The organism is Micromonospora sp. WMMD1082 (assembly GCF_029626175.1).
Taxonomy (GTDB): domain Bacteria; phylum Actinomycetota; class Actinomycetes; order Mycobacteriales; family Micromonosporaceae; genus Micromonospora.
In genome coordinates, this window is record NZ_JARUBM010000002.1 from 5,225,446 (window position 1) to 5,239,859 (window position 14,414).

At 69.7% G+C, this 14,414-nt stretch carries 22 protein-coding genes; 19 read left to right on the forward strand and 3 right to left on the reverse strand.

The genetic code is table 11. The features are described 5' to 3' along the window. The first annotated feature begins 175 nt into the window (after window positions 1-175). The 18 genes from O7615_RS24115 (at window position 176) to O7615_RS24200 (ending at window position 11,447) form a co-directional block, all read left to right on the forward strand. Entirely contained in the window at window positions 176-1,888 is a 1,713-nt protein-coding gene (locus O7615_RS24115) for a major capsid protein (protein ID WP_278180065.1), read from the forward strand. Between the two features lie 64 nt (window positions 1,889-1,952). Continuing rightward, window positions 1,953-2,780, forward strand: a complete 828-nt coding sequence (locus O7615_RS24120; RefSeq protein WP_278180066.1) for a hypothetical protein — start codon at window positions 1,953-1,955, stop codon at window positions 2,778-2,780. 8 nt (window positions 2,781-2,788) lie between these two features. Then, a complete protein-coding gene (locus tag O7615_RS24125) occupies window positions 2,789-3,208 on the forward strand; it encodes a hypothetical protein (protein ID WP_278180067.1) in 420 nt (139 codons plus the stop codon). 345 nt (window positions 3,209-3,553) lie between these two features. Next, window positions 3,554-3,721 (forward strand): hypothetical protein, encoded by a 168-nt coding sequence (locus O7615_RS24130; RefSeq protein ID WP_278180068.1) that lies wholly within the window; start codon window positions 3,554-3,556, stop codon window positions 3,719-3,721. 67 nt (window positions 3,722-3,788) lie between these two features. Then, the gene (locus O7615_RS24135) at window positions 3,789-4,304 is read left to right on the forward strand and encodes a hypothetical protein (RefSeq protein ID WP_278180069.1); all 516 of its coding nucleotides are present in this window, start codon (window positions 3,789-3,791) and stop codon (window positions 4,302-4,304) included. A gap of 92 nt (window positions 4,305-4,396) precedes the next feature. Then, window positions 4,397-5,398, forward strand: a complete 1,002-nt coding sequence (locus O7615_RS24140; RefSeq protein WP_278180070.1) for an N-6 DNA methylase — start codon at window positions 4,397-4,399, stop codon at window positions 5,396-5,398. A 302-nt stretch (window positions 5,399-5,700) separates the two neighbouring features. Next, window positions 5,701-5,889, forward strand: coding sequence for a hypothetical protein (locus O7615_RS24145; RefSeq protein ID WP_278180071.1), 189 nt, complete (start codon window positions 5,701-5,703; stop codon window positions 5,887-5,889). Between the two features lie 146 nt (window positions 5,890-6,035). After that, a complete protein-coding gene (locus O7615_RS24150; protein ID WP_278180072.1) occupies window positions 6,036-6,554 on the forward strand; it encodes a hypothetical protein in 519 nt (172 codons plus the stop codon). Beyond that, the gene (locus tag O7615_RS24155; protein WP_278180073.1) at window positions 6,551-7,057 is read left to right on the forward strand and encodes a hypothetical protein; all 507 of its coding nucleotides are present in this window, start codon (window positions 6,551-6,553) and stop codon (window positions 7,055-7,057) included. The genes O7615_RS24150 and O7615_RS24155 overlap by 4 nt, the downstream gene beginning before the upstream one ends. After that, a complete protein-coding gene (locus O7615_RS24160; RefSeq protein ID WP_278180074.1) occupies window positions 7,054-7,437 on the forward strand; it encodes a hypothetical protein in 384 nt (127 codons plus the stop codon). The genes O7615_RS24155 and O7615_RS24160 overlap by 4 nt, the downstream gene beginning before the upstream one ends. Further along, window positions 7,437-7,724, forward strand: a complete 288-nt coding sequence (locus O7615_RS24165; protein ID WP_278180075.1) for a hypothetical protein — start codon at window positions 7,437-7,439, stop codon at window positions 7,722-7,724. Before O7615_RS24160 ends, O7615_RS24165 begins: the two co-directional genes overlap by 1 nt. Before the next feature lie 146 nt (window positions 7,725-7,870). After that, window positions 7,871-8,806: a hypothetical protein gene (locus O7615_RS24170; protein ID WP_278180076.1), complete on the forward strand. Its 936-nt coding sequence runs from the start codon at window positions 7,871-7,873 to the stop codon at window positions 8,804-8,806. Window position 8,807: 1 nt separating this feature from the next. Next, on the forward strand, window positions 8,808-9,590 hold the full coding sequence (locus O7615_RS24175; RefSeq protein ID WP_278180077.1) for a hypothetical protein: 783 nt from the start codon (window positions 8,808-8,810) through the stop codon (window positions 9,588-9,590). Further along, window positions 9,587-10,132: a hypothetical protein gene (locus O7615_RS24180; RefSeq protein ID WP_278180078.1), complete on the forward strand. Its 546-nt coding sequence runs from the start codon at window positions 9,587-9,589 to the stop codon at window positions 10,130-10,132. The genes O7615_RS24175 and O7615_RS24180 overlap by 4 nt, the downstream gene beginning before the upstream one ends. Window positions 10,133-10,135: 3 nt before the next feature. Beyond that, a complete protein-coding gene (locus O7615_RS24185; RefSeq protein WP_278180079.1) occupies window positions 10,136-10,387 on the forward strand; it encodes a hypothetical protein in 252 nt (83 codons plus the stop codon). Beyond that, on the forward strand, window positions 10,387-10,815 hold the full coding sequence (locus O7615_RS24190; protein WP_278180080.1) for a hypothetical protein: 429 nt from the start codon (window positions 10,387-10,389) through the stop codon (window positions 10,813-10,815). Before O7615_RS24185 ends, O7615_RS24190 begins: the two co-directional genes overlap by 1 nt. Before the next feature lie 12 nt (window positions 10,816-10,827). Next, a complete protein-coding gene (locus O7615_RS24195; protein WP_278180081.1) occupies window positions 10,828-11,172 on the forward strand; it encodes a hypothetical protein in 345 nt (114 codons plus the stop codon). Window positions 11,173-11,210: 38 nt separating this feature from the next. Then, entirely contained in the window at window positions 11,211-11,447 is a 237-nt protein-coding gene (locus O7615_RS24200) for a hypothetical protein (RefSeq protein WP_278180082.1), read from the forward strand. 134 nt (window positions 11,448-11,581) lie between these two features. Here the strand turns inward: O7615_RS24200 and O7615_RS24205 are convergent, their stop codons facing one another. Continuing rightward, entirely contained in the window at window positions 11,582-12,583 is a 1,002-nt protein-coding gene (locus O7615_RS24205) for a hypothetical protein (protein ID WP_278180083.1), read from the reverse strand. Between the two features lie 141 nt (window positions 12,584-12,724). On the opposite strand from O7615_RS24205, the gene O7615_RS24210 reads away from it, so the two are divergent. Continuing rightward, window positions 12,725-13,660, forward strand: a complete 936-nt coding sequence (locus tag O7615_RS24210; protein ID WP_278180084.1) for a hypothetical protein — start codon at window positions 12,725-12,727, stop codon at window positions 13,658-13,660. 49 nt (window positions 13,661-13,709) lie between these two features. Here the strand turns inward: O7615_RS24210 and O7615_RS24215 are convergent, their stop codons facing one another. Beyond that, complete coding sequence (locus tag O7615_RS24215; RefSeq protein ID WP_278180085.1) at window positions 13,710-14,027, reverse strand: hypothetical protein; 318 nt, start codon at window positions 14,025-14,027, stop codon at window positions 13,710-13,712. Continuing rightward, window positions 14,024-14,413 (reverse strand): hypothetical protein, encoded by a 390-nt coding sequence (locus O7615_RS24220; RefSeq protein ID WP_278180086.1) that lies wholly within the window; start codon window positions 14,411-14,413, stop codon window positions 14,024-14,026. The genes O7615_RS24215 and O7615_RS24220 overlap by 4 nt, the downstream gene beginning before the upstream one ends. Window position 14,414 lies beyond the last annotated feature (1 nt).

Sequence of the window (14,414 nt, forward strand, 5' to 3'; positions counted from 1 at the left end):
GACACGTAGTGCGATCCGCTCTATGGGCGTAGAGGGGCTTCAACGCCCGACGGACGCTGACGCGGAGCCTGCGTCGGACCTGCCCGTCCCTCGCTGCGTTAGTCTGGGCGCTGTACCGCCGATGCTGGCTGCGGGCCGGTCGGGATGAGATCCCTACCGTGCTGAGGAGCCGACGGTGTTTGAGATTCCCGCGAGCTTGGACGGGCTCGACCTTGATGCGCTGGGTCGCCTGGAAGCTGAGGCCGTCGCGGCGTTTGACGCCCTTCGTGACGACCCGGAGCTGAACGCTGCGGGCTTGGTCCGGCTGCGGGAACTGGCGACCTTCGTCGCGTCGGTTCGTGCACAGCAGGAACAGATCGAGCAACACGCGGCAGCGGTCGCGTCGGAGCTGGATGACCTGGACGCCGCCATTCACGGGAACCCGGAGGAGCCCGACGGTGAGGGCGGCGACGATGAGCCGGGCGGCGGCGACGGTGAAGGCGGCCCGGTTGAGGAGCCTTCGGCCGAGGAACCCCCGGCCGAAGCACAGCCAGCACCGCAGCAGCCGATGCCGGTCGTGGCGTCGCTGGCGCGGCGAGCGGCCCGCCGGCAGCCGAAGCCGAAGGTGACGCAGGTTGGCCGGTCGGCGATCATCAAGGCGGCGGCGGATGTGCCGAACGTGCCGCATGGGCACGTGTTCTCGTCGGTGACCGAGGTCGCGGCGGCGTTCGATGACAAGTTCGCGGGGTTCCCGCGTGGCGTGGGCTCGCAGGTGCAGACGCGCATCAAGCAGAACGTGGCTCGGGTGGAGCTGCCCGTCGACCAGGCCCTCGTCGCCGGGGGCAGCGGCCTGGTCGACCTGGGACTGATCGACCTGGCCGGCAGCGAATCGCGTCTTACCGGCGGGAACCTGGTGGCCGCCGGTGGTTGGGGTGCGCCGTCGGAGACGCTGTGGGAGCTGTGCGAAGGGCTGGAGACGACCGAGGGCATCCTCGACCTGCCGGGCATCTCGATCCCCCGTGGCGGCGGCATCAAGGTGCCGGCCAACCTGGACTTCGCCACGCTGTACTCGGCGACCGGGTTCGTGCAGACGGAGGCCGACTCGGTCGCCGGCACCGACAAGCCGAGCTACCGCGTGCCCACGGTCGACTTCGTCGAGACCCGCTTGGAAATCGACGGAGTGCAGATTGAGCAGGACATCGTGCAGAACGCGGTGTGGCCGGAACTGACTCGGGACGTGGTGCGGCGGGCGATGACCGCCCACGAGCATAAGATCAACGCGCGGATGGTGCAGCGGATGGCCACCGCTCCGTCGCAGTCGACGCAGTTCACGCTCACTCTCGGCGGCGACATCGGCGGCGACGAGACGACCACCGCGGTGCTCGGTGCGTTGTCGCTCGCGGCGACCGACTACCGGTACCGGTATCGGATGAGCCGGCGTGCCCTGCTGGAGTGTGTCGTGCCGCTGTGGCTGCTCGACTGGATCCGGGCCGACATGGCACGCCGAGCCGGGGTGCCCTACTTCGACGTGACCGACGAGCAAATCACCGCCTGGTTCACGCGGAGGCACCTGCGTCCACAGTTCATCTATGACTGGCAGGACGGATACGTCAACGCGGGCGGTGCCGGATTCGGCGGGGCCACCGCGCCGGGCCAGTGGCCGGCTACGGTCGACTTCCTGATCTACGCGCCCGGTACGTGGGTGAAGGGTACGAAGCCGATCATCGACCTGTCGGCGGTCTACGACAGCATGAAGCTGAAGGAGAACGAGTACATCGCCCTGTTCACTGAGCAGGCGACGCTGCTGGTGAAGCGGTGTTACGTGTCGTACCGGCTGACCGTGCCGCTGTGCCCGACCGGTGTCACCGGGCAGACCGTCGCGTTCTCGTGCGCGACGTCCGAGGACTGAGCGACCCACCGATGGGGCTGACGCCCTACCAGGTGTGGCCCTCAGTTTCACAGGGAGGTGGCGGATGACTCAGCCCTTCGTGTACGTCGACGCTCCTGCGGCGACGCCGTACCGGTACAGCCTGTTCTCGGCGGCGGCCGTGGTCGATCCGGCGGACCAGCGCGAGTTCCAGGCCGGCGTGGAGTGGGAGCCGCAGTGCGTCGACGCACCCGCGCCGACGAACACGGCGGCGGCGTCGGACCTCGACCGGGAGGCGATGGAACTGCCCGACGGGGTGCCGCTGGTGCAGTCCCGCGTGATCCGGCTGTACACAGGTCTGACGGGTCGGTCGGCGGCCCGACCAGACCTGTTGGAGCGAGCCCGGCGGGCTATCGGCCTGGTCGAGCAGCAGTCGCTGGAGCACTACGTTTGGACCGGCGAGGCCGACACGACGCCGCACCTGGCAGCCGCCAGTACGGCGGTGCTCTTCGGGTCCGACGCGGCGCCTGTCGCACTGGAGGCCGGCGTCGGGCTGCTGGAGTCGCACCTGGCGCAGGCGGCGGGTGTGCTCGGCGTGCTGTGGGCCCCGCGCTGGACGGCCGGCTGGTTCGCGTCGAAGCAGCTGACTCGGCTGGAGGGGCCGCGGCTCGTCGGGCCGCTGGGCAACCCGGTCGTGTTCGCGCAGACGACCGGTGTCGGGCCGGACGGTGAGGTGCCGGACGCGGATGAGGCATGGCTGTACGGGACCGGGCCGGTGATGGTGCGCAGGTCGGCGGTGTTCCTGCCGAGACTGCCGGAGTCCCTGAACCGCACGTCCAACGAGGTGTTCGCGGTCGCTGAGCGGTTTTACACGGTGGGGTGGAGCTGCACGGTGGCGGCGGTGAAGGTCAAGCTGCCGGGCGTGCCGGCGTAGGAGGAGAGATGACGCTGATCTACCCGACGGATCGGGAAGACGCTGGGCGGCTGGCGCGGCAGCTGCTCGACGCGGCCGGTCCAGAGCGGCACGACGAGGTACGGACGAACACTGATGGGGCGTTGGGCCTGGCGTTCGAGGTGCCGGACGACATCGCAGACGTGGTTCTCGGCACCGGCGGCAGCCGGTTGGTGCAGCCGAGCCTGGAGGCGCCTGCCGGCACTGAGGCGGACAGCGCCCTGGTCGAGGGCGGCGAGGCGAGCACGTTGGCTGAGGCCGGCGGCGAGAGTGAGACGGCTGGGGCCGGCGAGGAGAGCGCGTCGGTCGTCGCCGGGGCCGACGTGTCCGAGTTGGACGCCGAGCCGGTGGGCGGTTCCTCTCAGCCGCCGGGGAAGGCGGCCCGGTCGCGGTCCTCGCGTGGTCGCTGACCGGCTGACCTTAACACCTCGGGCTACGCCGCCCCGCCTGGTCCCTTCCTCGTGGACCGGCGGGGCGGCGTCTTTCGTGTGACTCGATCCACAGCCCACACATACAAAAAATATGTACGGTAAAGATGCCTGATGTATACAATGAATATGTACGCAACGCGCCACCCCCGCTGAGAGGGATCGAGATGGAGAACCGGATCAACGAGCGGCTCGCGGAGTTCAATGTCGGGGCCGAGGGTGCCGAGGGGGACGGCCTGATCCTCCAGCTGACCGTGCGGCTGGTCGAGGCCGAGCGGGAGCTGGAGCCGGCAGGCCGTCGAACTCACCGCGGCGACCGCGAGCGCCGTGACGACCGCGACGGCGGGCTACCTGCGGACGTCTGTGCGCGGCGACCTGCTGGCCGCTGTGAGCGACAAGGCGGCGGCGTTCGACGCGGCGCTCATGAAGGTGGCTGAGCGGCGGACGGCCCTGGCATTCGTCGCCGAGAGCGTGAAGGCCAACCGGGCGAGCTGAGAAAGCCGCTGCGCGCCGGCTGGGAAGCCCCGGCCGGCTCGCCGTTTCAGGCAGAGGACGGGCAGAGATGGAAGAACGGATTCAGGAGCTACTTCGGGCGTACCGGGTGCCGGCGGAGGACGCCGACCGGATCGACCTCATCGCGCGCCTCGCGCTGCGGGTGGCCAGCGCCGAGCAGCGCCTGGAGCGGGTGACCGGTGAGCTCATCGCCGCCGCCGAGCGCGGCTTGGAGCTGGCGAAGAAGGGCGACCTGCGCAAGACGGTGCGCGGCCAGCTGACGGCCGGCGCGGTCGACAAGGCCGGCGCGTACGACGCGGTGCTGATGGAGGTCGCCGAGCGGCGCGCGGCCCTGGGCCTGGCCGCCGAGATGGCGCGGTTGAAGCGGCCTAAGCCGGCGGCTAGCGCAGCCGTCGAGTCGCCGGTCCGCCGCGCGGTCGTGCTGGTCGGGTGGGACGGCGCGTCCCGTCCGATCTACCGCTACCGGGACGAGATGGACCTGGCGGACGCGCAGCGCTCCACCGTCGCGGCCGCAGACAGCTCCGCCCGGGACGCGGCCCCGACCGACGAGCCGACTGCGGGCTAACCGACGACTGAGCGCCCCCGCAGCCAGCCGGCTGCGGGGGCGCTGCCGTTCCCGCCGGCGGGATAGCCGGCGGCAGTTCATGTGGAGAAGAAATGTCGACTACGACGGTGGCGGGGCGCGCGAACGCCGTGCCGTCCAACCCGCGCGAGCACGCGCGATCGATCGCGGAGGCGGTCGACCAGGCATGGCACAGCCGGTACGGCGGCTCGCGGATCGAGGTGCCGATGTCGGTGGTGGCTGTCCTGGCGATCCTGGCGCGGGAGGCGCCGGACCCCGACCAGCTCGACCGGGTGGGCGAGATGGCAGAGCGCCTGAACCACGAGGGCTTCTGGCTGCTCATCCAGCGATTGTGGTGCGAGTTCGCAGCGCTGCGCCCGGACCTGAACCCGCGGACGAAGCACCTGTGGGAGTGGACCGAGGATGAGCCGGACGAGACGGTGAAGCGGGCGGTGTACGCGGTCGGCCAGGCGGCGCTGCGGCGCGGGGTGCTCGCCCGGTTCGGGCCGAACGGCTGGGGCGACTACGACCTGCTGGGGACGCTGCTCCAGCAGATGAAGAGCCACGGCGGGCGGAAGGGCATTGGCCAGTTCCTGACGCCGGTGGACGTGACGGAACTGCTCGGCCGGATGGCGGGGTCGAAGGAGGGCGACCGGATCCTGGAGCCGTGCGCAGGCACGGGCACGATGCTTCTCGGCGCGGCCCGGGCCATGCGGGAGAAGGGCCTCGACCCGGCGGTGTGTGAGTGGTGGGCGAACGACCTGGATCCGCTGGCGGCGGCGCTGTGCGCGGTGAACCTGCACCTGTGGGGGTTGGGCTGGCGGGTGGTCGTCGGCTGCGGTGACGGCTTGCTGGACAGGTGGATGCACGAGGCCCTGCGGACCCGGCAGATCGCGATCGACGAGATGCGGCGGGCGTGGCGGGTGGCCCAGCAGATCCGCGCGGTGCGGGAGGTGCTGGAGCTGCCGACGCCAGAGAGCGCACTGGAGCGGCACGTGCGGATGGCGATGCCGAAGGCGCCGCCCCCGCCCCCACCTGCCCCGGACTCGTCAACGTTCGACGCGGAGGCGGTGTTCCGCCAAGGTCGCCTGTTCTGACCTGGGCTTGTGTGATCCGCCCCACGCCCCGCATGTACATCTTTTATGTACATGCGGGGCTCTGTGTCATACAATATCTATGTACAACCGAAGCCCAAGTTCACGTGGAGGTAAACATGGGCGATAGCAACGCGCAGCGTGGCAGGCACGTGGCGGAAGAGTCCTGTGGACTGTTCAACTGCCTGGACGAAAACAACTGCTGCAGGCACTGCGGGGCACACTTTGCGGATCCGCATGAGCCGGACTGCAAGCACGCTGACGAGCCGGCTGACGAGTGTGACGCGCGGCCGGCGGAGTCGGCTGTGTTTCAGGCGTACATCGAACTGCGCGGCGTGGGTGACGGGGTGGAGATCGTGCGCGAGGCCGTGGAGGTGCTGCTGCGTGAGGGCCTCGATGTTTGTGGCCCGGCCGTACCCGTGTTCCGGCGGCGGGAGGGCGAGTTGGGGCGCGGCGAGTGGGTCGGCGTGGTGACGGTGCCGAAGCGCGTCTAGTGACTGCGTAGTCGGGGCCGGGTGGCCGCCCGGCCCTGATGCGGAGTCCCTAGCTGGGCTCATGCCGTACGGCCGCTATTGACTATTGCGACCGTATAGATGCAAGGTACTGTTCGAGCAAGACCCAAGTTCACGTGGAGGTTGACATGGGTCTACGCGCGCTGATCGGCATCGAGGATGCTGATGGCTCGTACCGGGCGCGGCCCGTCCATTACGACGGCTGCCCGACCGCGATCGTCCCGGCCCTGTCGGTGCTGGTGCACGAGGAGCTGGACCACGACCTGGCGGCCGCTGTCGACCGGCTGTTGGAGAGCAGCTGGCGGCGCGTCTACGCGCTGCCCGGGTTCACCCAGATGATCGGTGTCCCCGACGAGGAGCCCGGCGACGTGCTGACTGGCCGAATCGACGCCACCGGCACCGACGACCGGGAGTGGGCGTACCTGTTCGGCGGCCACCGGTTGCACGTCTACCTCGGGGTGCCCACCGCGCCGTTCGTGCGCAAGTGGGTGCCGTGGGCGTGCTGGTCGGTGTCCGAGCTGCCGCTGGTGCCCGGCCTTGAGCTGCTGGACGTGCAGCGGGCGGGCTACCGGCATCAGTGGCTGTGCGGTGACCGGATGGCGTACCTGGCCGCCGCCAAGGAGTTGGAAATGGAGGAGGCGCGATGAGGGCGCTGGTGGGACGATTCGTTCCGGAGGCCGGGTCGTTCCGGGCGCGGCACGTCGAGCTGGAGGGCCAGCCGACCTGGACGCTCGTCCAGCTGCGGGCGATGTGGGCCGGCCAGTTCCGGGGAAACACGGATCGGCTGGTGGGGACGCTCCTGCGCCGAGACTGGCAGCTGCTCGCCGCGACCGAGTGGCCGACGGCCGTGGTCGAGGAGGGCCGCGACCGGTGGCGGTACGTGTCCGGCGTCGGCCGCGCTGAGCACGGTGCCGAGTCCGGCCCGGTGATCGCCGGGTCGATCGGCAACGGCCGCCCGTTCGGCGGCGAGTGCTGGGCGTACCTGTGGGAGCACCAGCTGGGCGCGCTGCATGTCTACGCGGCGTACGGCGGCGAGTGGCACCACCTGGCGACGTTGCCGCCCGGGGTGTGGGCGGACCTGACGACGCGGATCGTGGTCGACGTGGAGGCCCGCTGGTGCTGGCTGGCCCGGAAGGAGGCGGCGGCATGATGGGCGAGGTGAAGCACGGCGGGCTGCCCGTCAGGACAGAGGACCTTCACCGCCGGGACCAGGTGCTTCTGTTCGGGCAACTCGTGGAGGTCATGGACGTGCAGGCCGTGCGGGAGTTCCCGACGACGGTCAACCTGGTGATCCGGCCCCTGCCAGGCGGGACGCCGAGGGAGACGCTGGTGCCGCGCGGAATGGAGCTGCTGGGGCTGTCGGTGCGGCGGCTGGTGCGGCTGCCCTGCGTGGCGTGCGGGCGGCCGATGGCAATCCGCGTGGACCTGGCCATGGGCACGCCGAGGCGGGCGCTGTGTGACCTGTGCGCGGTGCCGGTGGCGGAGGGCACGCTGGTGCTGCCGCTCGTCGCCCCGGTGGGGAGGCGCTGATGTCGGGCGATGTGCTGCGGGCGCTGATGGCCGACAACGACGCCGACCGGGACCGGTACGTCAACCGCGAGGTTCTGCGGCACGCCGTGATGCGGGCGATCACCTGCTCGCGGAGCGGCCGGGTGCTTGACGTCGCCCGGGCGGTCTTGGTGACGATGGTCAAGGGTGACAGCCGCTCGGCGTTCGTGCTCGACGGTGCCGCCTGGGACGAGGTGGAGTCGGAGCTGCGGGCGAAGGCCAGCAAGCTGGGCATGGAGGTTGAGGTGATCGACGGCCGCCAGCTGTGACGGGACTCCTGGCACTGCGAGGCCATTAGCTCGTCGACGAGGGCGCTGTGTCCCACCCGGGGCCAGCGCCCTCTCGGTTACGCTGGCGAGGTATTCGCCGCTGGCTGCGGGCCGGGCAATGGGACTCTCCTCCTGAGGATGTGCCGATGTCCGCGGTGTGCGACACCCCCGTGAAGGGGAAGATGCTCCGGGCCACGAAGCTCGGAGTGTGCGGCGACCCGATCCTGGGCGCCGGAGGTTGGCCGATCCACGTCACGTCCAAGGGCTTCATCTCCGTCGAGTACGCCGGTGAGGTCGACGAGGGCGAGGAGATTGACCAGAAGGACGCCAACGGTGACCCGCTCGTCTACGAGCCGGCGCGGCGGCGAATCAAGCTGTACAACGTCACCGTCACTTGCGGGCGGGTCGACCCGGAGCTGTACACGCTGTTCAGCGGGATGCCGGTCGTGCTCGACGAGGACGGTAACGCGACCGGCCTGCGGATCACCAGCAAGGTGAATCTCGACTCGGCGGTGGCCCTGGAGCTGTGGTCGGGCACCCAGCTCAAGAAGTGCCAGCCCGGCGCGGTGCAGCGGCCCCGGTTCGGATATTTCCTGCTGCCGCAGATCATCGACGGGATGATCGGAGACTTCACGATCGAGAACGGGGCGGCGAACTTCACGCTGACCGGCAAGGCGATCGAGAACGCGGGCTGGGGTGTCGGCCCGTACGACGTGTACCTACGGTCGACGGGTGTCGAGCCGCTGATGGATCCGATGGGCGACGCCGACCTGCTGCACATGGACTGGACGATGCTGCCGCCCCCGGCGCCGACGTGCGGCGTGACGCTGCGGCCGCCGGACGGCACCGTGGTCGCCGACGAGGACGACGCGACGGGTCTGACCGCCGAGTTCACCGCGACGTACGTCCCGGCGCTGCCGGACAACGGTTACACGGTGGATTGGGGCGACGGTACGCAGTCCGCCGGCCCGGCCATGGCCGCGTCGGTGAGCCACCAGTACGCGGCGGCGGGTACGCACCTGATCACGGTGACGCACACGGTGTCGGGCGCGCAGCGCTTCAAGTCGTTCGTGGCGGCCTGATGTGACGCAGCCGGCACGGACCGGCCCCTGCGAGTGGCAGCTGAACACGGCGTACTGCAAGGGCTGGGACACGATCGACGAGGCGGCCAGGACGGCGGCCACGGACCTCGCGCGGGAGGTGCTGTGGTCACTGTCGGGTCGCCGGTTCGGCCTGTGCTCGTTGACGGTGCGGCCGTGCCGGCGCGGCACCTACGACGGGTGGCTGCGGCGAGAGCCGTGGCTGACGCTGCCGTACGGCAGCCTAGCGGTGACCTGGTGCGGCTGCGTCGGGTTCGGCAGCTGCGAATGCGTGCCGGCGGCAGCGGAGGTGTCGCTGAACGGCCCGGTCTACGACGTCATTCAGGCGATGGTGGACGGCGAGGTGTTGTCTCCCGAGGCGTACGTGGTGCAGGACCGGCGGTGGCTGGTCCGCGTCGACGGCGGCTCCTGGCCGTGGACGCAGGACCTGACGCTCGGCGACGACCAGCCGGGCGCGTGGGCGGTGACGTACCGCCGGGGTGTGCAGGTGCCGGTCGGCGGGCAGGTCGCCGCCGGCCAGTACGCCTGCGAGGTCGCCAAGGCCCTTACCGGGGACAGCACCTGCCGGCTACCTCGGCGGGTGCAGTCGGTGGTGCGCCAAGGGGTGCAGGCCACGTTCGTGGACCCGTCGCAGCTCGTGAAGGACGGCATGACCGGGCTGCCGGAGGTCGACCAGTGGCTGCGGGTGGTGAACCCGCACCGGTTGCCCCGCGACTCGGTGGTGTGGTCCCCGGACCTGGACAGAGGCAGGAGACGAACGTCATGACGCAGCCAGAGCTGACCGTCGCCGACGACGTGGCGTGGCCGGTGGCGGTGCGGCTGCGTGAGCTCGTCGGCGAGGCGCTGACCGACGCGCTCGGCGGCACCCCAGCGGTGTGCGCGGTGGTACCCGGCAGGGACGTGGCGATCGACTCCTGCTGCGACGGGCAGGCGTGGGTGCGGATCGTGCGGACGTACCCGGTGCTGCCGGCCGAGTTCCCGGGCGGTCGGGGCACTCCACTGGACTCCGGGGCCGACCCGGGGGCGTTCTGGGCGGTGGAGCTGGGCGCGGGCAGCGCCCGGTGCGCGCCGACGATCGACGACGCCGGCCAGCCGCCGACCGCCGCTGAACTCGAGCGCTCGGCGGCGGAACTGGCCGACGACGCCGGCCGGATCCGACGGTCGGTCCTGGGCGAGCTGCTGAACGCTGGAGAGGCGGAGGCGGTGTGGATCGGGGAGCAGTCCAGCGTCGGTCCGTCCGGCGGCTGCGTCGGCCAGGAGGTCTTGGTCGCGGTGATGACGAACATCTGCGTGTGCGAGGAGGCGTGACCGATGCGGGATGGGCAGGCGGTGACGGTGCGGGCGTTGACGGCGATGCCCGGTGTCGCCGATGGCGAGGTACGGCACGGGGTGGAGTGGGGGCCGCGGCTGGCCAAGCTGGTCGACGCCGGCCGGTACGAGGTCCTCGACCCGGAGCAGCCGACCACAGCGGTGGCCGATGTCGACGAGCCGCCGGCCGACACCGAGACGGCCGACGGCGTCGACGAGGAGCGGGCACCGGCGAGACGCACCCGTCGGCGCTGATGGTCCGCGCCGACGTTCGTATCGACCTGCACGCCGGGGAGATCCGGAAGCTGCTCTACGGCCCGGTCGGACCGGTGGTCCGGTTCGTCCGCTCGGTGGCGCGGAAGGTGCGGACCCGGGCGGTGTTGACGTGCCCGGTCGACACTGGACGGCTGCGGTCGGCGCACCGCGAGGAGGTCGGCGTACGCCTGGGTCAGGTGTACGGGTTCGTCCACAACGATGTGGAGTACGCGGCGGCCGTGCACGACGGCGGCGGCGCCCACGTCATCCGGCCTCACCGCGCCGGCGGGTTCTTGCGGTTCGAGGCGGGCGGGCAGGTGGTGTTCACGACGCTGGTGAACCACCCGGGGACTCGGGCGCAGCCGTGGCTGCGTGAGGCGATGGAAGACGTGGCGCGCCAGGAGGGATTCCGGCTCGTCCGGAGATAGGGAGGACACACGTTGAGGGAGTTCACGACTAGCGCCAAGACGGCCACCGACAGCGGTAGGAAGCTGCCGGATGTGAAGTTCAAGCTGGACACGGTGGAGATGACCTGCCGGGCGCCGAAGGACGCTCAGCTGGCGTACCTGATCGCGGCGGCGTCGCAGAGCCGCACCGAAGCGGATCAGGTGGCGGCGGTGTTGGACTTCTTCGAGCAGACCCTCGACCCGGCCAGCCTGGCGGTGTTCCGGCGGCGGTTGCTGAACACGACGGACAGCTTCGACTTCCCCGACGCCATGGCGATCTTCGAGCATGTGTGTGAGGAGTGGTCCGGCCGCCCTACTGGATCGGGCAGCGACTCCTGACCCTGGCGGTCACACGCTGGCCCGAGTTCCATGGGAGCGTGCTGCTGCGCACCGGCCGGGAGCCGCTGGACCTGCCGCTGCCGTCGCTGCTGGACGTGATCTACGCCTGGTGGGTGGAAGGCGGCACGGAGAAGGACGTGGCAAAGTTCCGGCAGGCGTTGGAGACGCCGCCGACCGGCGCCGACCTGGACGGCCGCGACGAGTGGTCGGACGAGGAGACGGACGAGTCGTTCCTCCGAGCTTTGGGCGGGATGCGGCGGGCGGCACGCGGATAGCGAAGGGCGACCCTGTCGGGTCGCCCTTCGTCGTGAAGTGCGGGTCCCTTGTCACATCGCCCAACCCCAGCCTCGGACTGCTCTGAGGTTGGGTACCTCGTAGAGCCAACTCCAGAGCACCACGAAGACGCGGCTCAGGCTTTACCGCCCTCACCCGAGGGCTCTCCTGCTTCCGGCGAACTGACGTTGTCGGGATCCTCGTCTGCCTCGTCCTCTGTCGGGCTCGGGCCAACCAGAGTCGCCTCCGACCAGAGCCGCTCGTACTCGTCCCGCAGGGATTTCCGAGCCGGAGACGGGATCGGAGTCATGACTGTTGTCGTCCGTCCGACACCGTTGAGTGACGTGCCGACGGTGAGCACATCTCCATCGTCCGCGATGAGTACCCGATCGTGTAGCCCTTCTGACGATCGGACCTCGATCTGCCGGGCGAGGCTCTTGCTGCCGAGGTAAGCCTCCATGGACGCGACCACGCCACGGTTGTTGGGCTTTCCACTCACCAGCAACCGCGTGAGCTGGGTGCTAACCACGATCGTGTGCAGATCCGCCAGCTTCAGGTACGGGTCGACCAGCAGCCCGGTCCCGGCCGCAGCGAACTGCCCGACGAGGATCGGGTACGCGAGAGGGTCCTCCCGCCCGAGGACAACGACGCTAACGTCCTCGTCGCTCTCGTCGTCTGTCTCGGCGTCACGGAGCAGCGCGCGGCCCAGATCTGTAAGCCGAAGCCCAAAGTCCTCGCCATGCGGTGCCGGGACCTCCTCAAGCCAGGTGAGACGGACCAGGTGCTCGGTCATCGTCTCGCCCGGTTTCACAAGTTGCTGCTCGGTGACGTGGCGGGGGTGGCCAGCAAGATAGACCCGCGCCGTCGCCAGCACGCTCATCCTGTCCTGGATCGGCCGCAGGACGTCTCCCAGAAGAGACTCGACCATTCGGTTACCCGCAGTGCTCAGACGGTAGAGCGGTACGACACGCTCGGTAGCCGGCCCGACCGGCCGGCTAACGGTTCGGTACACAGGGTGCGCCGGGTTGCGGTTGTTCCGCCAGAGCACCACCTGCGTCGCAGTCGGGTTGTAGAAGTTCCGGTTGCAGGCGCCGACGAAGGCAAGCACCTCGTACTGTGCTTCCGAGAGGATGTCCACCGGCGGATGCTAACCGAGCAACGCAATGACGCGGGCCAGGCGGGCAAGGTGAAGCGATTGGGCCAAACATCTCCCGTGACGGGACGCCGGCCGGTTGCGCGCCTCCGCTCGGTTGTCGGACCCTTCTCCTAGTCTCGACACATGACCGATACATTGCTTCGCTCGCTGCGCGAGCGCCTTCTCGATGAATCGGAGCCGCTCGCCGGGCTGCTCCGTAAGTGCCTGCTGCTCGGGGCCGAGACCGGCTCCGAGGCGTTGCGAGATTGGGCGCGCAAGGAGCTCAATGGGTACGGCGCCGACGACAAGATCCCGCAGTACCGCAAGATTCCTAGTCCGCCGATCGCGATGGACTCGTTCGGCGGTTTCACAGTCGCCCAGAATCAGATCATCGATCGCAATCAGTTGCCGCATGACGCGGGAAAATACCTGTCGGACACGTTCCCGTTTAGGCAGCCGATCGAGGAGTTGGAGCGGCTTGCCGTGCAGTCGCACTCGGCCTTCGGATCATCCGGCCTGGCCTACGCGCAGAGCGCATGGAACAGCAGGCTCGACGAGTTCGAGGGCATCATGGGCCTGCGTTACGTCGTGTCCGGCTCAACGATCGCAGGCATCCTCGGTCAGATCCGTACCAACCTTGTGGACCTCGTCGCGGACCTTACCGCCGACACGCCCTTGACCGAGCTACCCAAGAAGGACCAGGTCGACGCCGCGGTGAGCCACCGCATCGGGGATGTCTACAACACGACGATCCAGAGCACTAACGGACCCGTCGCCATCGGTGCCAAGGCGAAGGCCAGCACGGAGGGCTTGACCGTCGAGGACGTGCTCCGGCTGCTCGACAAGGTGCAGGAGGCGGCGGCCGACATCGCGGACAGTCAGCGCGTCGAACTCCTCGACGCCCTGACTGAACTCCGCGCCGCTGTCGAGAGCGACGAGCCGGACACCGGCGAGGTGATGGCGAAAACCGGCAGGCTGCGCGCTATTGCCAGCAAGCTCGGCGTTGGCTCGGTGACCGCCGCCGCTGGGGGCGCTGCTCAGGCCGTTACCGAACTGGCCTTCAACGGCGCCTTCGGCTGACATCGCATCGCCGCTACCGCCTCAACAGCCGTCATGATCCGTCGCTGGACTATCGGAAGTCGCTGTCGCGGAAGGTGGTGCGCGGCGGTAGCGGCGTCCGCTGGTCCGTCGCCTCGGACTGCGCCTCGCCGTTCGGTGCGCTCGCCAGCCACGGCACGTACTCCCGGAGCCAGGCGTCGACGCCGGGGATCGCGAGGACCCGGGTCACCGCGGCGGCGACGCCGAGGGCCTGGGCGATGAGCGGCACGTCGTCCACGCCGGCCGCGAGCGCGATGGTCGGCAGCAGCGACAGCAGGCCGATCACGGCGGCGAAGATGGTGCGAAGGGTTGCCCGCCATGGGTGGCGGGTCTGGGTCGTGTGGGTCATGGTTGTCCTCCGAGGGAGATGACCTGGGCTTTGAGCTGGGCGTTTTCGACCAGGAGTCGGTCACGTTCAGCGGATACGTCCTTGCGGCTGCGCAGCTCGGCGCGTAGGTGGGCGACCTCGCCCTTGGTGCGGGTCAGCTCCTCGCGGAGCTGGGCGATGGTCAGGTTCGCGGCCGCCATCTGCGTCTCGGCGAGTTGGAGCTTCGTTTCGGCCCCGGCCAGCTGGGCGTCCATGCGGACCAGCAGCCGCTCTGCCATCTGGGTCGACTGGTCGGCGAGGGTGACGCGTTCCTTCCGCCGACCAGCGAGCCACGTCCAGATGCGGTCGACGATGATGCCCGCGATCGACCCGCCGCCGAGCAGCGTGAGGACCAGTTCGGGCTTCATC